Origin of the sequence: Amycolatopsis sp. QT-25, from assembly GCF_029369745.1 — a bacterium.
Classification (GTDB): Bacteria; Actinomycetota; Actinomycetes; order Mycobacteriales; family Pseudonocardiaceae; genus Amycolatopsis.
The window spans coordinates 6,519,580-6,538,471 of the sequence record NZ_CP120210.1; the positions used below are offsets into that span (position 1 = coordinate 6,519,580).

Genomic DNA, 18,892 nt, shown 5'->3' on the forward strand with positions numbered 1-18,892 from the left:
CTGCCCCTCGATAGGCTTTCCAGATGCGGATCATCGGGCCGGACGATGCTCTTCCCGGACGCCGGCTCCGGCGAGTCGCGGTGGCGGATCCCGCCGGAGCCGGCAAGGTCGACGCCGGCGCGGACCCTGTGCGAGCGCAGGGGATTACCGATCGTCGAGTTCGAGTCCTTCTTCCACGCGCCGGGCTGGACCGTGCGGGAGACCTGGCAGGCCGGCGTCCTGGAATTCATCGACGGTGACGAGTGGGCCATCGAATGGCAGGGCGAACAGGTCCGGGAGCGGATGACCGCACGATCGGACGTCCTCGTCCGGCTCGATCATCCCCGTGCCCTGACTGTGGCACGCACGGTCGTCCGGACGCTGAAACGTCACATGGGGTGCGGCTCGAAGATCGCCGGGGGGGGAACGTCGAAGGCCCTCTGTACACGTTCTTCACCGACGACGACCACATCGTGAAGCTCGCCTGGCGCTACCGCCCGATCATGCGCGCTCGCGTGCACGGGGTCATCGCCGAGAACCGGTATCCGGACCTCGGCGTCGTCCGCCTGCGAGGTCAGCGTCAGGTCGATCGCCGGCTCGACGGCCCCCTGGCCCGGAATCTCCGCTAGCGGAGATTCCGGAAGCGCCACACCACACCGAGCCGAGGGTCCCCCGTGGGACTCGGTTCGATCCGTTCCACCGCGAAACCCTCGCGTTCGTAGAAGGCTCCCGCGCGTTCGTTGGCCACGAAATGCTCGATGTACAGCCGCCGGGCGTCCGCGGGCAACTGTCCGATGAGGACTTCGAGCAGCCGCTTGCCCAACCCGCCACCCCGGTGACGAGGATGCACGTACAGCTTGTAGATCACGTGCTCGGCGCCATCGAGTCCGCGCTGGCCGACCCCCACCAGGTGCCCGCCGTCTTCGGCGACCACCACCGCACCGCGGGCCACGGCGCCGGCGACGTTCGTCTCGTTCCACCACATCCGCACCTGCTGGGCAGCGGCTTCCTCACCGATCAGCGGCGTGTAGTGGGCTCGGACGTGCTCCTCACCGAAGCGGCAGATGGCCATGACGTCGTCTCGATCGGCGTCCCGCACGATCGGTTCGCTTCCCATCGCGGTACCTCTTTCAGGCTCTGGCCCGAATTATCACCACCGGAGGGCCTTTCGGGCACTTCCCGTTCCCCCGGGTTGTCCGGACGCCCGTGCGATGGTAACGATACGTGACGATCTCGGGCAGTTCCGCGGACCGCCTCGTCGACCTCGCACTTTCTCCGATCGTGCCCCGACCCAACCGAGCCAAGGCGACGCATGCAACCCAATTTCGACGCAGGTGAGGACTTCGCCCTTCTTTTGGAGCGAGAAGCCAGGAAACTCCAGGAAAAAGCCGAAGCCCTGACGGCCGCGTTCACCTCCTCCGCGTCCACGGTGCGGTCCCCCGACGGCTCGGTGACGGTGACGGTCGAGGCCAACGGTTCGCTGAGCGCGATCGAGTTCGGCGACCGGGCCACCGCGCTGGGACCGGCCCGGCTCTCCTCCCTGGTCATGCGGACGGTGCGCGAGGCCCAGCGCAAGACCGTGGAGAAGGTCACGGAGTCCTACACCGGGATCAACGGCAACGACGAGGCCGCCGAACTGGTCCGCACGTTCCTGCCGAAGGTCGAGGACGAGGAAACCGCCCCGGAGAACCCCGAGCAGGACAAGTGGGCTCCCGAGGCGCACCACGAGGACCCGCGTCCGCAGGCGGCGTACCGGCCGCCGCCCCCGCCGCAGGCAGGCCCCCCGATGACCCCGCAGCCGGGCCGTCCCGTGCGGCCGTCGCAGCCACCGGCGCCGCGACCCCGGCGACCGGCCACCCCCGACGACGACGAAATGAGCCCGTGGTGAGCGGATTCGGTGTCAAGACGGAAACCCTGAACGAGTTCGCCGGCCACCTCGACAGACTCGAGGACGCGTTGCGCAAGAGCGCCGACATGGTGGGCGGCTGCGTGGCGGACCCCGGCATCTTCGGCATCTTCGGCGGCCAGATCTACGGCGCCGGCGCGAGCATGCACTGCGGGAAGGCGCGGGACCACCTGAACAAGTACTCCGAGAACGTGCGGGAGTTCTCGGACAGGGTGCGCGAGGCCGCGAAGAAGTACGACGCCAACGAGCAGGAGTCGGAGAAGCTGATCACCGAGGCCGGCAAGGGCGTCGACGAGGTGAAGGTCAAGTGAGCGACGAGTACCACCGGAACGACTTCGGCAACAACAGCGGCACCAAGGCCGAGGACTTCAAGGACGAGAAGAACAGCTTCCTCGCCGGCAGTGGGGACACCACGGGCGCGGGATTCTTCGACTCCGCGTTCGCGCTGAAGAAGGCGGTCGACGAAGGCGACAGCCTCAGCATCGGGCTGGCCTCGGCGGGGATGGCGATCGAGGCCCTCGGCATGGTCGTCGACCCGATCGGGTCGCTGCTCACCGCCGGGATCGGCTGGCTGATCGAGCACATCGTCATCTTCCGCTGGCCGCTGGACTTCCTCCTGGGTGACCCGAAGGGCATCGAGGCGGCCAAGACGGCTATCTACAACGAGGGCAAGGCCGTCAAGGAGTGGTCGGAGGACCATGCGGCCGCCACCAACAAGTTCCTGGAGAAGTGGGACGGCGAGGCCGCCGACAAGTTCCGTGCCGACATGGAAGGCGTCGCCGCCCAGATCGACGCGCTCGCCGAGTACGTCGATTTCGCGGGCAAGCAGATGGGGATCGCGGGTGCCGTCATCGGTGCGGTCCGCGGCATCGTCCGCGACATCATCGCCATGACGCTGGCGGGCATCATCAAGGCCGCGATCGTGGCGGTGGCACTGGCACCCGTCACCTTCGGCGGATCGATCATCGCGGCGATCACCTCCATCATGACCACGGTCGGCGTGGCGATCGCCAAGATCGCCAAGCAGATCGCCGACACGGCCAAGAAACTCGCCGAGATGCTCAAGATCCTGGCCAAGACCCGCGGAGCGGCGGACGACGTCGTGAAGCTGACGCTCGGCGGCGGCAAGGTGACGCTGCCCAAGCCGAAACCCGGTGGTGGCACGCCGATGCCCGGCGGCAAGAAGCCGATCGAGGGCCCGCCCGCCAAACCGGCCGACACCACTCCGGACGCGAAGCCCGACGGTCCCAAGCCTCCCCTGGAGAAGCTCAGCGACATCCCGTCCAGGATCGTCGGCGAAAAGCTGGGGAAGGTACTGGATGGGCACCCGGACAAGGCCAGGATCATGGAGAACTTCAACTACTGGAACAGCTTTCCGCTCGGCCGGCTGGCACAGAAGCATCCCGACATCGCGAGGGCGATCGACTCGACGATCAAGGTGCTCAGTGACCCGACCTACGGTGCGTCGGGCCTGGCCGGGAAGACCATCGTCGAGCTGACGAAGGCCATCCCGCCGGCCGTGAAGGAGCAACCACCGGAGGACAAGGAAGAGAAGTGAGCGTCGGCGGCTCCGTACCGGTTTCGGTACGGGGCCGCTTTGTGCTTTCGTCCGGTCCATGACGGAACGGGTGAACATCTCCTCCGGCGGGGACTTCGAGCGGGTCTTCGGCTACAGCCGGGCGGTGCGCGTCGGCGAGCACATCCACGTCTCCGGGACGACGGCGCGGGAACCCGCCCGATCCGGTGAGGCGTACGAGCAGGCCACGGCCGTGCTGTCGATCGTCGAGACCGCGTTGCGGGACGCCGGTCCGAGTTCGGTCGCGGTGGTCCGCACAGTCACTTACGTGACCGACATCCAGGACGCCGAACTCGTCGCGCGGGCGCACCGCGAAGCCTTCGGTGACGTGCTTCCCGCGGCCACGATGGTCGAGGTCTCGGCGTTGCTCGACCCGAAGACGAAGGTCGAGGCCTACACCCTCGAAAAGTAGGTCACCTCCCGAACGAACCGACCAGCGCCTCGGGAGCCTCGCCCGTCTCGTGGAGCCTGCGGGCTCGGAGACGTCGGCGACGAACCCGCTCGCCTCGATGCCGTCCTCGGCGAGTTCGGCGACGAGTGCTTCGAGGTTCTCGGTGGTGCGCGCGACGAGGGCGATGCGGAACCCCTCGCGGCCGAAGCGACGCGCGAGAGTCACGGTAATCGAGATCTGGCGCTATCCCGGGAGCCGGCCTGGGTGCCCCCGGCCCTACCTCAGGAATCGATCTCCGGCGTGATCCCGCCCGCCGCGGCGAGCGCGCGATGCAGCGCCAGCTCCGCGGTCGGCCCCTCGGCCAGCACGATCCCGGTGCAGGACCGCTGATCCGCGAGGTGCCGGATCTCGTCACCGGGGCTCGCCGTCGGATACCACTCAGGCGCGCCCGGGAGACCGGGCAGCCTGTCGAGCCCTGACCAACCCTCCAGCACGCCTTCCGCGGCCGGATACGCCAGGACGAACGCGACGCCCGGTCCTCCGCCGAACTCCTGGGTGAGCAATACGGGCTCCTCACCGAGCGCCATGGCGATCATCGCGGAGTAGACGTTGGTACCCAAAGACCGGCAGAGTGCCTCACCGAGCATCGCCCCGCCGATCCGGATGTTGATCTCGACGACTTCCGGCCCGTCGGCGGTGAGCACGAATTCGGTGTGCGCGAAGCCCTGCTCGTGTCCGGCGGCCTTGAGCACCCGGCCGATCCAGTCGGCCAGTCCGGCGTGTTCGGCCGCGGGGAAGGCCACCGGGAACGCGGCGGCCTCCTCACGCCGCACGGGTTCGGGCGACAACTGCCGGGAGAGGATCCCGAGCAGCCGCGTCCTTCCTTGCCAGGAAACGGTTTCGGCACTGTAGAGCGGGCCGGCGAAGTACGGTTCGGCGATCAGATGGCCCTTGAGCGGCGTTTCCTTCGCCTCCAGCCTGGCTCGCTCGAGTTCGTCCCGGTCGCGGACCAGCCACACCCCGCGTGACGACGTTCCCGAAGAGTCCTTGACCACCAACGGAAATCCCAGTTCTTCGGCGACCATGACCGGCACCGGCCTGCCGCGCGTGAGCCCGTGTTCGTACAGCAGATCGCGTACGGAACCCTTGTCCCGCAAGACACGGACGGCGGCGGCGGCGGGACCGGGCAGACCGAGCCGAGCGGTGAGTTCCGCACCGGGAAGTGCCCAGGTGTCGGTCGAATTGATGATCCCGGCCAGATCCGGGATGGCGCGCAACGCCGTTTCACAGGCCTCGATGTCGGTGGTGTCGATGTCGACGACCTCGACCCTGTCCGGTCCGAGGGTGCCGAGTTCGTACCGGTAGATGTCGCGGTTCCCGGTGAACAGCACCAGTCGCCGCCCGGCTTCCGCCGCGGCGTCGGCCAGCCTGCCGAGACCGAAGGTCAAGGCTTCCAACAGGACGACGGTCACGACGCCCGCTCCTTCCGGTACAGCGACTGTGCGGGAACCCCGAATCGGCGGCGGCTCCAGTCCATCGCCGCCCACGGCAGGGCGAGTTCGTCCAGTGAAGCGATCTCGCGCGGGGCGAGCCCCGCCGGGTCGACAGCCTCCCGGTGCCGGGCGAAGACCCTTGCCGTGTAGCGATGTCCGGTGTCGGCGCCGATCACGACGTGGTTCCGGTCCGGATCCCGCGCCGCCTCCCAGCCCGCGACGAGGTACGCGGCACCGGTGGAAAGCCCGGCGAAGACGGCGTGGTCGCGCATCAAGCCGATGGTCCCGGCCATGGCGTGCACGAAGTCCAGCCAGTGGATCCGGTCGTACAACGCGTGATCGACGTTGCCGAACGGGATGGCGGACCCGATCCCGGCGATGATCGCGTCCGGATCGGTGAACCGCTCGCTGCCGAAGGTGACACTGCCGAACGGCTGGACGCCGGTGAGGCGGACGTCCGGATCGCGTTCGCGCAGCGACCGCGCGATCCCGCCGGTCGACGCGCCGGTGCCGACACTGCCGACGACGGTGAGCGGGCCGGACGGCAGCGCGCGGGCGACGAGGTCGGCGACCTCGCCGTAACCCAGGTAGTGCACGGGATCGTGGTACTGACGCATCCAGTGCATACTCGGATGGCGTTCCAGCAGTTCGTGCACGCGCGCGACGCGGCGCCGCTGGTCGAGGCGGAGGTCGTCCGACGGCGGCATCTGATCCACCGTCGCGCCCAGGATCTCCAGCTGCGACCGCATGGTGAGGTCGACGGTGGTGGAGGCGACGATATGGCAGCGCAGACCGTAGCGGTGACAGGCCATCGCCAGCGCGAGCGCGTAGATCCCGCTGGAGCTGTCGATCAGCGTCTGTCCTTTTCGGACTGTTCCGTCGGCGAGCAGTGACCGGACCGCGCCGAGCGCCGCGTAGACCTTCAGGGTTTCGAAGCGGATCAGCACGACGTTCGGCGTGAGCCGGATCAACGCCGGGGTCTTGATCGCGTCGGTGACGTGTGCGTGGACCAGCGCGGACATCCCGTTCACCGGCCGATCGAACGCAGGTACGCGGCCAGCGATTCGGCGGCCGCCGCGTTGCGCGGACCGCTCACCAGATCGCCGTAGGAGACGACGTGGAACCGGTTGTCGCGCACGGCGGGGGTGTTCTTCAGTTGTGGCGCGGAGCTGAGGAACGCGATCTTGTCCCGCGCGGGCTGGTCCGCGTAATCCACCACGACGATCACCTCGGGTTCGGTCTTCACCACCGCTTCCCAGCCGACGCTGCCCCAGCCGTCCTGGAGGTCGCGGAAGACGTTGGTCCCGCCCGCGGCGTCGATGATGTCGTGGGGAGCGGCGTGTTTTCCCGCGGTGAAAGGCTGGTCGGTGCCGGAGTCGTAGACGAACACCTTGGCGGGCGGGGTCTTCGGCGCTCCGGCGCGGACCTTGTCGAAGCGTCCCTTGAGTTCCGTGACCAGTTCGTCGGCCCGCTGACGGACGCCGAAGATGTCACCGAGGTTGCGCAGGTCGGTGTAGAGCGCTTCGAGCGGCGTCACTTCCGACTTCGCCGCCGGGTATTCCCAGCAGGTCTCGGTGTGCAGATAGCTGCGGATGCCGACCTGTTCCAGCAGTTTCGGGGTGATCCCGCGCTCCTCGCTGAAGCCGGAGTTCCAGCCGGCGATCACCCAGTCCGCCTTGGCGTCGACCAGGATCTCGCGGGTGACCCGCGAGGTGCCGAGCCGTTCGACCTTGGCGTAGTCGTCCTTCCACGGCGACCCGGCGATCGACGGATCACCGAGCGAGTTCATCACGTAGCCGCGCATCCGACCGGCGAGCCCGAGCGCGAACATCTTCTCGGCGCCGGAGACGTCGTAGGCCACCGGGCGCTGCGGCGCCGGAAAGGTGACCTGCGCGCCGCAGTTGGTCACCGTGGCCTGTGCCGGTGCGGCCGGTCCGGCCTCGACCTGGGCACCACAGGCGCTCGACAGCAAGGCCGCGGTGAAAAGCGCGGCCACCCTGGACGGCTTCATCGGGAGATCCCCTCGGTTTCGTCGGCGGGAAGGTCGTACAGCAGTTGGAGCGCCCCGGTCACGGGATGGGTCACCTGGGTGACCTCGACGCCGAACACGGCGCGGACCGTCGCGGGCGTGAGCACTTCGGCCGGGGTCCCGCAGGCGGCGAGCGACCCGCCGCGCAGCAACGCGATCCGGTGACAGACGGCGGCGGCGAGGTTGAGATCGTGCAGGGCGACGAGCACGGTGAGCCCGCAGTCGCGCAGGAATTTCAGCAGTTCCACCTGATGGCGGACGTCGAGGTGATTGGTCGGCTCGTCGAGGACCAGCACCTCCGGTTCGCCGACGAGCGCCCTCGCCACCAGGACCCGCTGCCGTTCGCCGCCGGAAAGCGTCAGCACACTGCGCTGGGCGAGATGGGTGATGTCCAATCGCCGCAACGCTTCCCGGCACAGCGCGCGTTCGCGGGCCGAGAGCCGGAGGTTGCCACGCTGATGCGGCGACCGGCCGAGTGTGACGACCTCCTCGACGGTGAAGTCCAGATCCGCGCGGCTGTCCTGGGTGAGCGCGGCGATCCGGCGGGCGGTGTCGCGCAAACCCTGCTCCGCCAGATCGATGCCGTCGAGCAGGACGGCACCCCCGGACGGGGTCAGCGCGCGGTAGACGCAGCGCAACGCCGTCGACTTGCCGCTGCCGTTGGGGCCGAGAAGGCCGACGACCTCGCCCGCCCCGACGTCCAGGCTCAGTTCGCGGATCAGCGTCGATCCGGCCACCTCGACGGAAAGCGCGCTCAAGGACAGCATCAGCGACCCCCGAACGCGTAGCCGCGGCGCCGCATCACGACGAGGAACACCGGGACGCCGATCAGCGCGGTGATCACGCCGAGCGGCAGTTCCTCCGGCGCGACGAGCGTACGGGCGAGCAGATCGACCCACACCAGGAAGACCGCGCCCACGAGCGGGGCGAGCGCCAGCACCCGGCGATGCCCCGAACCGGCGATCATCCGCACCACGTGCGGCAGGACCAGCCCGACGAACCCGATCGAGCCGCTGACCGCCACCAGCAGTCCGGTGACGACCGCGGTGAGCAGGAAAAGCCGGCGGCGCAAGGCGGCCGCGTCGGTGCCGAGGCTCATCGCGGTCTCGTCGCCCATGGACAGGACGTCGAGCGCGGTGCCGTACCGCAGCAGGACCACGATCGCCACGGCCACCCCGAGCGCGGCCAGCGGCAGGGCCGCCCAGGTCGCCGCGCCGAGGCTGCCCAGCAGCCAGAACAGCACGGTCTGCGCGGCCTGGCCGCTCGGCGAGAGGTAGACGAGCACGCTCATCACGGCTTGGAAGGCGTAGGTGAGCGCGACCCCGGTGAGCACGAGACGCAACGGCGTCAGGCCGAATCCACCGCGGGCAGCCAGATACACGAGCGCCGTCGCACCCAGCGCGCCGAGGAAGGCGGCCGTCGACAGCGCCAGCACGCCGAGCCCGGCGAACAGGCCGAACACCACGACGGCGGCGGCGCCGACGGAGGCGCCCGACGAGATCCCGAGCACGAACGGATCGGCGAGGGCGTTGCGGACCAGGGCCTGCACGGCGACCCCGACCACCGCGAGCCCCGCGCCGACCACGGCCGCCAGCAGTACCCGTGGGGTGCGGACCTGCCAGACGATCGAGTACCCGGTGACGTCGTCGCCGGTGATGGTGCCACCGATGATCGCCTTTCCCAGATAACGCAGGACATCCGGGAGCGCGACGGTGGTCGGGCCGAGTGCGATGCCCGCGATCAGCGAGAGCAGGAGCGCCGCCGACAGCAGCAGCACCGGGCCGGTGAGCCGCAGCGGGCGAGCGGCTCGTTCGCCGGACCCAGCGTCGTCCGGTTCGGCGAACAGGCGAAGCGGTTCAGCCGGCACGTTCACCACGCACGATCAGGCGGCGTGCGTGGTTGTCGTACGGCGAGCCGTCGAAGTCACCGAAGCACTCGACGCGGTGAAGCCCACCGTCTCGAACAGCGCCTTCAGCTCCGCGGCGCTGTAGAGGAAGGACAGGATCGACGCCTGCTTCGCCACACCATCGCGGATCAGCGTCCATTCGGTCTCGAGGCGGGTCCAGTCGTCGAGGATGGTGTCGCGCATGAACACCGTCCCACCGTCGACGTCGACCGCTTTCGGGTGGCCGACCCAGCCCGCGAGCACCTCCTTGCCGAGGACGTCGACCAGCAGCCTGCCACCGGGTGCGAGACTCGCGTAGGCGTTCCGCAGCACGGTGAGGTTGTCACCCGGTTCGGTGAAGTAGCCGAACGAGGTGTACATGTTGACGATCAGGTCGTACGCGCCGGACTCGGTGTACTCCAGCATGTCGGCCTGGATCAGTTTCGCGGCGACTCCGGCGCTTTCACAGGCCTCGCGCGCGCGTTCGAGCATCGCCGGGCTGAGGTCGACGCCGGTCACGTCGGCACCCTTCCTCGCCAGCGGCACGACGTGGATCGCCGGGCCGCACGCCAGATCGAGCACTTTCGCGCCATCGGCGACCTGGAGCAGCGGTGACGTGGCCGTCAGGCGTTCGGCCTCTTCGGCCCGGCTGGGCGGGAACATCACGTCCGCGAAGCCGACCCACAGGTCGTCGTCCTCGTACCAGTGCATCTCTCTCCGCTCGCCGGGCCGCAGGATTCAGCCCCACAAGTCGTCGAAAGGTCGTCTCCGGTTCCCGGTTTCGCCGCCTTTCTCGTGGAGTGATCACGCGAGTGCCGGTCGGGATGGGCGTGAGGGGCGTGTGCAGTACATGAAGGACCCCTTCCTGTACCCAGGCGCAAGGATGGGGTCCTTCATGTACCGGGGACCGGCTGGGGCAGGTGAGCGAGTCTTCCGCGGTACGGGCCGGACCGGGGGGTCGTGAGGGGCGATTCCGATTATCGAGAGGTAAGTCGAGCCTGTCGTGTCGCAGGGCTTGTGGTCGCTCTGTGCAGGCGGTCTCGAAGTCCGTGAAGGCCTCCTTGAGGGACCCTGGGTCCCTCAAGGAGGCCTTCACGGACTTGCCACCTACACGAACGCTTGCCTTACCCCTCAATGGGCCGGCCGCTCAGGGAGGCGGGATCAGCTCGATGAGGAACGCCTGGTCGGGCGCGCCGGAGCAGCGTTCCCGGACGACCTCCGTACCGGCGACGGTGTCCATGTCACGCAGGCCGAGGCACTGGCTGGTGCCGATAGGGCGGATGACGAAACGCCCCTCCTCCGCCGGACCGGCCGAGCCGATGGTGAACAACTGGTCCATACCATCGTCGTCGCAGTCGTCGCGGGGTTCGATCAGGTCGTGCCCCGGCCCCTCGTTCACGACCGTGAGGCAGCCGACCCCGCTCTCCGGATGGTGCCACTGGATCTGCACGGCGTTTTCTTCGCCGACCGGGTCGATGAACAGATGTGGCGACGTGTCACCACCGCAGAGCTGCTGGGCGACGATGGTGCCGGCATAGTGCCTGGTCCGGTCCGTCCCTTCGGCGAGACAGAACTCGGGAGAGCGGGCGGGGCGGATCTGCGCCCAGCTGCCCACCTCCCGGATGTCCAGCCCCGGCACCACGGCCACGGTGTCCTTGCCCTTCGACGCCACGCCGAAGGACCGGGTCAGATAGCCCAGGGTCCCGACGAGGACGACGCTCACGACCGCGGCCACGATCAGCGGGCCACGCCAGCGCCGAGGTCGCCGCGTCTCCGGCGCGGGCTCCGGTTCCGGCGGAAGCGCGGGGGTCACCTTCACGTCGTCGACGAGCCGCAGCGGAACCCCCATCGCGATCCGCGTCCGGGCGCCGAGCCACCGTCGTACCTCTTCGTCGTTCAGCCCGCACGCGCGCGTGAACGTCTCCACGAACGATTCGCGGGGCAATGTGGTCCGGCCGAGAGTGGTCGCGACCGTACTCGCCGGAAGCGTTCCCCCGAGTTCTTTCGCGCGTCCGGCCAGCTGTCGATAAGTCAATCCGGACCACGTTCTCAATACACGCAGTGCCGCCGTGAACTCAGCCGGTGAAGACGCCGAGTCCGGTGCTGGAACAGCCGTCGACGACTCCCCGTCGCCGTCCCCCTCATCCACGATCATCGCTCTAGATTGACTGAACCGATCTCGACCGTGATACCGCCATTCAGCGGCGCCGAAACCTGCTGTTCGGGCGACTCGAACGATTTCGAACAAGGCCGAACTGGCCGAAGGTTGCCCACGCGCTGGTCAGGAAGTCAGGCTGACCCCAGTCGGTCCCCAAGCCGGCCCCCACGAGGGGAGCTCGGGAATACCGGGCCGAAGAAACATGAGCAAACCAGAAGAGTCCGCACGATCATCGTCAAGGGCGACGGTGAACCCGGCGGAAACACCTGGTTCACCTCGGAAGGTATCCACTGAAATTCCTGCTTTGAAAGACCGGATGACGTTCGACGTCGCCCTCATCGGGCCATGACCTGCTGATTCCGAAGAGAAATCCTCGTGCGCCGCACATCTGAGCACACGCGAGGAATGAAAGCTGCGATTCCAGCAGCGAACCGGCGGTTCGCAGACCGACCCACCGCGCCGATCGTATCGGCCCGGTGACCGTGCGTGGACATAAGCGACAACCATGCCTGACGCGGTATGCCCGGTCTCGGTCGAACCCGGTCGTCCATAAATGGCGAACATCGGATTGTGTGGAGCGTTGTTGATGTATAGCGGGCAAAATGCCGTGGCCGAGAGGCAGGTCGTCGTCGTCGGGGCCGGTAATGCGGGTCTTTGCGCGGGTATAGCCGCGCTGCAGGAGGGCGCGATCTCCGTCAGTGTCCTCGAAGCCGCGCCGAAAGAACTGCGCGGCGGTAACAGTTCCTTGACCAGGACCATGCGTTTCTCTTGGACAGGAAGCCGCTTCATCGCGAGCCTGTTGCGAGAGGCGGACAAAAGCCGGGTCGAAGAGATCTTGGCCGGCCGGCCGGGGTACACGGACGAGCAGTACCTCGACGACTGGTTGCGCGTGTGCGGGGATCAGGTGGACGTCGCGCTGATCGAATCGATCGTCCGCCGTTCCACCGAAACGATCACCTGGATGCGCGGCTTCGGCCAGCGCTGGGCACCGCGGCCGACCCCGCTCCCCGGCGACGTGCCGATCGTGCTCGACGGTGGCGGCCAGCGCCTTCAGGACCGCAACTTCGACCGGTTCGAACGGCTCGGTGGAACGGTCTTCCACGACAGCGCGGTCACCGGCTTCGAGAAGACCGCCGACGGCCGGTACCTGGTCCACGGATCCGGGCCCGCCTTCCCGGTGATCGCCGACGCGCTGGTGCTGGCGTCCGCGGGTTTCGAGGCGAACACCCGGCTGCGGGAACGCCACCTCGGCGAGGACTGGCGGGACGTGAAGCTGCGCGGCATACCGTTCAACGACGGTGTCCCGCTGGCGGCGGCCGTCGAATTCGGCGCCGACACCGCGGGCAACTGGGAAAAGTGCCACACCACGCCGCAGGGTGTCGAGCTGCCCGACCACATGCTGCCCGGGCAGATGCACGAATCCCACGGCCTCGCCAGGTACGCCTTCCCGCTGGGTGTCGTGGTCAACCGGGAAGGGCACCGGTTCTTCGACGAAGACGGCGGCTACAGCAACCTCACCTACGTCTCGCTCGGGCAGAAGATCCAGGAACAGCCGGGACGGATCGCGTTCCAGATCTTCGACGACAAGGTCGTCTCGGCCGGGGCACTCCCGAAGGGCTACCTCGGCGATCCGGCGTCGGTGACCGTCTCCTCGATCGAGGAAGGCGCCCGTCGGCTCGGCATCGACGCCGCGAACCTGGCGGCCGAGATCGAGCGGTTGCACGCCGGCCGAACGGAGAAGCGGCTCGACACGCCGCCGTTCCTGTTCGTCCCGGTGGTCTGCGGTCTGACCTTCACCTATGGCGGGCTGTCCGTGACCCCCGGCGCCGAGGTGCGCGGCGGCGGTGAACCGATCGACGGTCTCTACGCGGCGGGCGTGATCGTGGGCGGGCTCTACGACCAGGGCTATCCGGGCGGAACCGGCTTGATGGCGGGCGCCGTCCTGGGCCGGATGGCCGGCACGTCCGCCGCCCGCCACGCCATCCGGTCGCGGGGAGGGGAAGCCCGTGTCGGCACCGTCGCTGGCTGAGAAGACGATCGTGATCGTCGGACTCGGCAAGATCGGGTCCCTGTACGCCGCGTGCTACGGGCAAGCGGGTCATCGGCTCCGCACGGTGGACCTCGGCGACGGCGCCGAGTGGGACCAGGTGGCGCGGGTGCCGGATCCGACGGGCGTCGACGCCTGGGTGGTCGCCACCCCGACGGCGACCCATCTCTGCGTGGTCGAAGAGATCCTGCGGCTTCAGCCCGACGCGCGGATCCTGCTCGAGAAACCGGCCTGCTACCCGGACGAACTCGACGCTCTCGGCCGCACGATGCTGCGGCATCCCCGTGCCCGGATCATCGTCAACGACGTCTATTCCCACAGCGAGGCCGTGCAGCGCTTCGCGGCGTCGGTGCGGGAAGCCGGTGCTTTCGACGCGATCCGGAAGATCACCATCGAATTCACCAAGAACCGGGAGTTCGACGTCGCGAACGGCAGGTTCGTCGACACTCGATACGGCGAGGCCGGCTACGAGGGCTTCCACATGCTCAGCATTCTGCGCGCGATCCTTCCGGTCGATCAGTACCGGACGTACCTGCGCACGGTGCCTTCGTCGGTGACGGCGGAAATGCGGGTGCTGACCTCGGCGATCGACCTGCCGGACGTCGAGCTCTACACGTCGTCGACCGGCGCTGTCGCCTTTCCGGCCTTGGCCGGATTCGCCTTCCCCGAGGACGTGTCGAGGGACTTCGTCATCCCCGCCACCATTCCCTACGGCTCCGAGTTCCGGTATCGCTTCGCCGACGTGGAATTCCACTCCGGCAAACACGTCACCCTCGTCTTCGAACCGTTCTTCGGCTCCGGACTCGACCACAAGAACATCCACGCCGTTCACGTCCGGCACGCCGGCGACCTTCTCGAACCGGTCGCGGCACGCCATTTCCTGATCACCGTCAACCACTTCAAGGAGGCACTTCTGACCCAGCTGAACCTGTTGGGGCACCTCGACGAGGGCAGCACGGTGACCCGGCCCGCCGAGCACCGGTTCCTCGCCGCGCTGGGTTCGGCGATGTTCACCGGCACCTTCCCGCAGACATCGGAAAACGACCACGAAGAGTTCGCACGAATTGGGAGCGAAGCATGACACGAAGCATTGAGGACCTTTCGACGCTGTTGCGACCGGCCAAGGACATGCTGGCCGAGGTCTCGGACCGCGAAGCGGCACTGACCGAGGTCACGAGCCAGCTCAAGAACGACGACGCGGCCCGCGAATTGTTCGGGAAGGTGTGCCGATTCGAGGCCCCCTTCACCGCGAGCTGGATCCACGGTCCCGGCGACAAATCCCCTTACCTGTCCCTGGAACTGGCCGCGGCTTCCCTCGACGACGACCGGCATCGCGCCCTGCTCGCCGACATCGTGCTGTCGACGTCGCCCTCCATCCCTTACGACTACCGGGCGCTGGCCGCGGAAAAGCTCGTCCAGGTCGGCACGGGTCGGTTCGCCGACGCCCTCCAGGAAGTCGTCGACTCGTACGAACCGCTGCCCAACCGTGGCCTCCAGGCCAAGATCGCCGTTCCCACCGACGGCATCGACCACCTCTTCGACATCCCGGAAACGGTGACCGGCAGGCTCGATCTCCTGATCGCGGCCAGCAAGGCGAAGACGCTGGAGACCAGGCACCTGCTCGCCGTCCGGGTCCTCGCGAACGGCGTCCTGCCGACGGAACCGGCCGGCGAAGCGGAGCGGCTGATCCTCGAAGACGTCGGGACGACCATGGTGGCGGCGTCGGACTACCTCGTGCCGTGGGACCAGGAGTTCCCCGGGGAGCACGGTTCCGGTCTCACCCTCGCGGAACTGGTGCGCATCACGCTGATGTGCGGGGAATTCTCGCTTCCGGACACGACCGTCCGGCCGATCCTGGTCGACTTCTACCGCTCGGTGCTGCGGACCGGCGGCCGGTCGATCATCGGCCTCTCGGCCGGCGTCTTCCACGTGGAGCACGGCACGCTCGCCACGCCCTCGTACTACTACCAGGGCCGCGACGCGATCCTCGGCAAGGGCTGCGTGATCGACTGCGTGGGCGGGGCGGTCCTGCAGGCGGGTTCGTTCCTCGGCGGCGGCTACATGCCGATCCTGATCCACACCCACAAGCACATCCGCAAGGGGGGCCAGGCCGCCGCCTCGGAGCGCAAGCAGATCCTCCCGTGCGTTTTCGCGGCGGAAGCGGGCGCTCGCTATCCGATGGACGCCATCGGCCTGTTCGAGACCGTGGACTACCTCGGCAAGGAGACCCCGTACCAGGGAATCCGGGCGATCCCGCACGCGTGACGCACGACTTGTTCGGCTGAGCACGAAATCCGTATCTCGCGATGCCATCGGGCAGGGCGGTTCCGTCCTGCCCGATGGCATCGCAAAGTGGAGGGTGAAGAGAATGGGTGCAACATCGGGGGCCAAGGTCGCCGTGATCGGCGCGGGCTACGTCGGTCTCACGACGGCCGCGTGCCTCTCGTCCTTGGGACATCGGGTCGTCTGCGCGGACGTCGACCAGGAGAAGGTCGACGCGTTGCGGCGCGGCGAGGCGACCATCAGGGAACCGGGTATCTGCGAACTGGTGGTCGGCGGGCTGGCGTCCGGGCGGCTGGGCTTCGTGCTCGGCGCGAGCGCGGCGGCGGCCGGGGCGGACATCGTGATCCTGTGCGTGCCGACGCCGATGGGCGTGACCGGCGCGGCGGATCTGACCACACTGGAGTCCGTCGTGACCGAGGTGCGGGACCTGCTGCCGACCGGCTGCGTCGTGGTGAACAAATCGACGGTTCCCGTCGGCACGGCGGCCCGCGTCGCGCGCCTGATCGACCGCGCCGACGTGGCGGTGGTGTCCAATCCCGAATTCCTGCGCGAAGGGTTCGCGGTCCGCGACTTCCTGAACCCGGACCGGATCGTGGTCGGCTCGGCCGATCGCGACCCGGTCTCCGCCCGCCGTGTCGCCGAGCTGTACGAGAAACTCGACACCGCCGTCCTGGTGACCGATTCCGCGAGCGCGGAGATGATCAAGTACGCGTCCAACTGCTACCTGGCGACGCGGCTGTCCTTTGTGAACACCGTCGCCGAACTCTGCGAATACCTCGACGCGAACGTCGACGACGTGACCGCGGGGATGGGGTACGACGCGCGGATCGGCAAGGCGTTCCTGCGGCCGGGGCCGGGCTGGGGTGGCTCGTGCCTGCCGAAGGACACTTTCGCGCTGCTGCACATCGCGGAATCCGCGGGCAGTGACTTCACCCTGCTGCGAGCGGCGATCGAGACCAACCTCAAGCAGCAGGACCTGGTGGTGGACAAGGTGCGCAAGGCCGTCGGCGGCACCCTCGCCGGCACCCGGATCGGCCTGCTCGGCTTGACCTTCAAGGCCGGAACGGACGATCTGCGGGACTCCCCGGCCCTGGCCATCGCGGCCCGGCTGGCGGCCGAAGGCGCGGACCTGTCCGGCTACGACCCCAGCGTCCGCGCGCCGGTGCCGGGCGTGACCGACAACGTGCGGATCACCGGCACCGCCTATCACGCCGCGAAGGGCGCGGCCGCGCTCGTGGTGCTGACCGAATGGCCGGAGTTCCGCGCCCTCGACTGGTCCCGGATCGCCGACCGGCTCGACGGCCGGGCCGTCATCGACACCCGGAACCTCCTCGACCCGGTCGCCGTGGCCGGGACGGGGCTCTCGTATCAGGGCATCGGCCGTCCGGACAGCGCCGGGAAGCCGTCGCCGAGCACCGTCGGCATGGTGCGGCAAGCAGGGTGATCACGGGGCGGACGGCGAGTGGCCCTGCTCGTCGTCCCACCCCTCCGGCGTCGCCGAACAGGAGGACGGATGCCGAAGCGAACCAAGTCCTGGTCCGCGCTTTTCGCATTGTGCCTGGGTTTCTTCATGGTCATGCTGGACGTCGGCATCGTGAACATCGCGGTGCCTTCGCTGGTGCGCGAACTCGGCACCGACCTGACCACGGTGATCTGGGTGACCAGCGTGTACCTGCTCGCCTACGCCGTCCCGATCCTGCCCGCCAGCAGACTGGGTGACCGGTTCGGGCCGAAGCGCGTCTTCGTCGCCGGTCTCCTGGTGTTCACCGCCGCCTCGCTGTGGTGCGGGCTTTCCGGCACCGTGGAAACGCTGATCGTCGCCCGCGCGGTGCAGGGTTTCGGCGCCGCGCTGCTGACCCCGCAGACCACGGCTTTCATCACGCGGTTGTTCCCGCCGGACGAACGCGGCCCGGCGATGGGCGCCTGGGGCAGTGTCGCCGGACTCGCCATGATCGCCGGTCCGGTGCTGGGCGGCGTGCTCGTCGACGATCTCGGCTGGGAGTGGATCTTCTTCGCGAACGTCCCGATCGGGCTGATCGCGCTGGTGCTCACCCTCGTCCTCGTCCCCGACTGGCGACCGGGGAATTCGCACCGGTTCGACGTTCCCGGCATCCTGCTCTTCGGCGCCGGTCTCGTCTGCGTCGTCTTCGGTGTCCAGAATGGACAGACCTACGGCTGGGGCACGGTCGCCGCCGGGATCTCGGTCTTCGACCTCATCGTGGCCGGGGTGCTGCTGCTGGGCAGTTTCGTCCTGTGGCAACGGGTCGACCGCCGCGAACCGCTGCTGCCGTTGCGGATCTTCCGCCACCGCGACTTCTCCCTGGGGACCGCGACCGCGGTGGCGGTCGGCTTCGCGATGACCAGCATGCTCCTGTTACTGGTCATCTACGTGCAGTCGGTACTCGGCCTGTCCCCGGCCGAAGCCGGCCTGCTCATCGCACCGCTCGCCCTGGTGTCCGGCGGCGTCGCGCCGTTCGCCGGACGGCTGTCGGACCGGGTGAATCCCGGGTACCTGGTGATGTTCGGGTTGCTCTGCCTGTCCGGCGGCCTCTGTGTCCTCTCGCTGGTGATCATCCCGGCGAGTTCGCCGCGGGCCCTGATCCCCGCCCTGCTGCTCTGCGGTCTCGGCGTCGGGTTCACCTTCTCCCCGATGAACAACGTGACCATCGGCTCGGTCGACCGTGCGCTGGTCGGCAGCGCGTCGGGCATCTTCAACACCGCGCGCCAGGTCGGCGGGGTGCTCGGCGGCGCGGCCGTCGGAGTGCTGCTGCAGGCCCGGACCAGCGCCTCGATGGCCGTCCGGGCGAACGAGGCGGCGGCCGCGCTGCCCGCCGAATTCCGGCAGCGCTTCGTCGAGGGCTTCACCGGTGAGGCCGGGTCGGCGGCCGCCGCCACCGAGTTCGGCGGCTCCCCCGCGGTCCCGGCGGACCTGCCGTCCGAGGTCGCCGGCCAGGCACGGGAACTGGCCGCGCAAATCACCGGGGCCGCGCTCACCGATGCCGTCAAGACCGCCTTCCTGCTTCCGGTCGGTGTGCTGCTCGTCGGTGTGCTGTGTTCGGCGGGTATGCGAGCCACCCGGCGGCGTCCGATCGGGCAGGACAGATCGCCCGATCGGATGGCCGCGACCCGGTGATCACCGGCCCGG

19 protein-coding genes are annotated in these 18,892 nt (G+C 68.6%); 11 read left to right on the forward strand and 8 right to left on the reverse strand.

Going from position 1 to position 18,892, the window contains the following annotated elements; genetic code table 11:
• The first annotated feature begins 45 nt into the window (after positions 1-45).
• Complete coding sequence (locus P3102_RS30405) at positions 46-456, forward strand: hypothetical protein (RefSeq protein WP_276363810.1); 411 nt, start codon at positions 46-48, stop codon at positions 454-456.
• Positions 453-608 carry a hypothetical protein gene (locus tag P3102_RS30410; protein ID WP_276363812.1) on the forward strand — a complete coding sequence of 52 codons (156 nt, stop codon included), beginning with the start codon at positions 453-455 and terminating at the stop codon, positions 606-608. Before P3102_RS30405 ends, P3102_RS30410 begins: the two co-directional genes overlap by 4 nt.
• On the opposite strand, the gene P3102_RS30415 is transcribed toward P3102_RS30410, so the two are convergent.
• Positions 605-1,096 (reverse strand): GNAT family N-acetyltransferase, encoded by a 492-nt coding sequence (locus tag P3102_RS30415; RefSeq protein ID WP_276363813.1) that lies wholly within the window; start codon positions 1,094-1,096, stop codon positions 605-607. The two genes, P3102_RS30410 and P3102_RS30415, sit on opposite strands and share 4 nt — an antisense overlap.
• 195 nt (positions 1,097-1,291) lie before the next feature.
• On the opposite strand from P3102_RS30415, the gene P3102_RS30420 reads away from it, so the two are divergent.
• Genes P3102_RS30420 through P3102_RS30435 form a run of 4 tightly spaced genes read left to right on the forward strand, consistent with a single transcriptional unit; the run spans position 1,292 to position 3,873 of the window.
• On the forward strand, positions 1,292-1,867 hold the full coding sequence (locus P3102_RS30420; protein ID WP_276363815.1) for a YbaB/EbfC family nucleoid-associated protein: 576 nt from the start codon (positions 1,292-1,294) through the stop codon (positions 1,865-1,867).
• A complete protein-coding gene (locus P3102_RS30425) occupies positions 1,861-2,196 on the forward strand; it encodes a type VII secretion target (protein WP_276363816.1) in 336 nt (111 codons plus the stop codon). Before P3102_RS30420 ends, P3102_RS30425 begins: the two co-directional genes overlap by 7 nt.
• Entirely contained in the window at positions 2,193-3,443 is a 1,251-nt protein-coding gene (locus P3102_RS30430) for a hypothetical protein (RefSeq protein WP_276363818.1), read from the forward strand. Before P3102_RS30425 ends, P3102_RS30430 begins: the two co-directional genes overlap by 4 nt.
• Positions 3,444-3,501: 58 nt before the next feature.
• Positions 3,502-3,873, forward strand: a complete 372-nt coding sequence (locus P3102_RS30435) for a Rid family hydrolase (RefSeq protein WP_276363820.1) — start codon at positions 3,502-3,504, stop codon at positions 3,871-3,873.
• Positions 3,874-4,133: 260 nt separating this feature from the next.
• On the opposite strand, the gene P3102_RS30445 is transcribed toward P3102_RS30435, so the two are convergent.
• The 7 genes from P3102_RS30445 to P3102_RS30475 form a co-directional block, all read right to left on the reverse strand.
• Positions 4,134-5,324 carry an ATP-grasp domain-containing protein gene (locus P3102_RS30445; RefSeq protein ID WP_276363821.1) on the reverse strand — a complete coding sequence of 397 codons (1,191 nt, stop codon included), beginning with the start codon at positions 5,322-5,324 and terminating at the stop codon, positions 4,134-4,136.
• Entirely contained in the window at positions 5,321-6,376 is a 1,056-nt protein-coding gene (locus tag P3102_RS30450; RefSeq protein WP_276363823.1) for a cysteine synthase family protein, read from the reverse strand. The genes P3102_RS30445 and P3102_RS30450 overlap by 4 nt, the downstream gene beginning before the upstream one ends.
• Positions 6,373-7,356 carry an ABC transporter substrate-binding protein gene (locus P3102_RS30455; protein WP_276363825.1) on the reverse strand — a complete coding sequence of 328 codons (984 nt, stop codon included), beginning with the start codon at positions 7,354-7,356 and terminating at the stop codon, positions 6,373-6,375. The genes P3102_RS30450 and P3102_RS30455 overlap by 4 nt, the downstream gene beginning before the upstream one ends.
• On the reverse strand, positions 7,353-8,141 hold the full coding sequence (locus P3102_RS30460; protein WP_276363826.1) for an ABC transporter ATP-binding protein: 789 nt from the start codon (positions 8,139-8,141) through the stop codon (positions 7,353-7,355). Before P3102_RS30460 ends, P3102_RS30455 begins: the two co-directional genes overlap by 4 nt.
• On the reverse strand, positions 8,141-9,250 hold the full coding sequence (locus P3102_RS30465) for an iron ABC transporter permease (protein ID WP_276363828.1): 1,110 nt from the start codon (positions 9,248-9,250) through the stop codon (positions 8,141-8,143). The genes P3102_RS30460 and P3102_RS30465 overlap by 1 nt, the downstream gene beginning before the upstream one ends.
• Before the next feature lie 6 nt (positions 9,251-9,256).
• Positions 9,257-9,970, reverse strand: coding sequence for a class I SAM-dependent methyltransferase (locus P3102_RS30470; protein WP_276363830.1), 714 nt, complete (start codon positions 9,968-9,970; stop codon positions 9,257-9,259).
• 436 nt (positions 9,971-10,406) lie between these two features.
• Positions 10,407-11,414, reverse strand: a complete 1,008-nt coding sequence (locus tag P3102_RS30475; RefSeq protein ID WP_276363831.1) for an XRE family transcriptional regulator — start codon at positions 11,412-11,414, stop codon at positions 10,407-10,409.
• Between the two features lie 610 nt (positions 11,415-12,024).
• Here P3102_RS30475 and P3102_RS30480 point away from each other — a divergent pair.
• From P3102_RS30480 to P3102_RS30500, 5 genes are all read left to right on the forward strand, one after another.
• Positions 12,025-13,446 carry an FAD-dependent oxidoreductase gene (locus P3102_RS30480; RefSeq protein ID WP_276363833.1) on the forward strand — a complete coding sequence of 474 codons (1,422 nt, stop codon included), beginning with the start codon at positions 12,025-12,027 and terminating at the stop codon, positions 13,444-13,446.
• Positions 13,424-14,545, forward strand: a complete 1,122-nt coding sequence (locus P3102_RS30485) for a hypothetical protein (protein ID WP_276363835.1) — start codon at positions 13,424-13,426, stop codon at positions 14,543-14,545. The genes P3102_RS30480 and P3102_RS30485 overlap by 23 nt, the downstream gene beginning before the upstream one ends.
• On the forward strand, positions 14,542-15,729 hold the full coding sequence (locus P3102_RS30490; RefSeq protein WP_276363837.1) for a hypothetical protein: 1,188 nt from the start codon (positions 14,542-14,544) through the stop codon (positions 15,727-15,729). The genes P3102_RS30485 and P3102_RS30490 overlap by 4 nt, the downstream gene beginning before the upstream one ends.
• Positions 15,730-15,832: 103 nt before the next feature.
• Positions 15,833-17,191 carry a UDP-glucose/GDP-mannose dehydrogenase family protein gene (locus tag P3102_RS30495; RefSeq protein WP_276363838.1) on the forward strand — a complete coding sequence of 453 codons (1,359 nt, stop codon included), beginning with the start codon at positions 15,833-15,835 and terminating at the stop codon, positions 17,189-17,191.
• A 69-nt stretch (positions 17,192-17,260) separates the two neighbouring features.
• The gene (locus tag P3102_RS30500; RefSeq protein WP_276363840.1) at positions 17,261-18,880 is read left to right on the forward strand and encodes a DHA2 family efflux MFS transporter permease subunit; all 1,620 of its coding nucleotides are present in this window, start codon (positions 17,261-17,263) and stop codon (positions 18,878-18,880) included.
• Positions 18,881-18,892: the final 12 nt, after the last annotated feature.

Excerpts from the sequence above, each read along its gene's own strand:
- P3102_RS30405 (WP_276363810.1), top strand. The coding sequence starts at position 46 with ATGCTCTTCCCGGACGCCGGCTCCGGCGAGTCGCGGTGGCGGATCCCG.
- P3102_RS30415 (WP_276363813.1), bottom strand. The coding sequence starts at position 1,096 with ATGGGAAGCGAACCGATCGTGCGGGACGCCGATCGAGACGACGTCATG.
- P3102_RS30420 (WP_276363815.1), top strand. The coding sequence starts at position 1,292 with ATGCAACCCAATTTCGACGCAGGTGAGGACTTCGCCCTTCTTTTGGAG.
- P3102_RS30435 (WP_276363820.1), top strand. The coding sequence starts at position 3,502 with ATGACGGAACGGGTGAACATCTCCTCCGGCGGGGACTTCGAGCGGGTC.
- P3102_RS30455 (WP_276363825.1), bottom strand. The coding sequence starts at position 7,356 with ATGAAGCCGTCCAGGGTGGCCGCGCTTTTCACCGCGGCCTTGCTGTCG.
- P3102_RS30460 (WP_276363826.1), bottom strand. The coding sequence starts at position 8,141 with ATGCTGTCCTTGAGCGCGCTTTCCGTCGAGGTGGCCGGATCGACGCTG.
- P3102_RS30470 (WP_276363830.1), bottom strand. The coding sequence starts at position 9,970 with ATGCACTGGTACGAGGACGACGACCTGTGGGTCGGCTTCGCGGACGTG.
- P3102_RS30475 (WP_276363831.1), bottom strand. The coding sequence starts at position 11,414 with ATGATCGTGGATGAGGGGGACGGCGACGGGGAGTCGTCGACGGCTGTT.
- P3102_RS30490 (WP_276363837.1), top strand. The coding sequence starts at position 14,542 with ATGACACGAAGCATTGAGGACCTTTCGACGCTGTTGCGACCGGCCAAG.
- P3102_RS30495 (WP_276363838.1), top strand. The coding sequence starts at position 15,833 with ATGGGTGCAACATCGGGGGCCAAGGTCGCCGTGATCGGCGCGGGCTAC.
- P3102_RS30500 (WP_276363840.1), top strand. The coding sequence starts at position 17,261 with ATGCCGAAGCGAACCAAGTCCTGGTCCGCGCTTTTCGCATTGTGCCTG.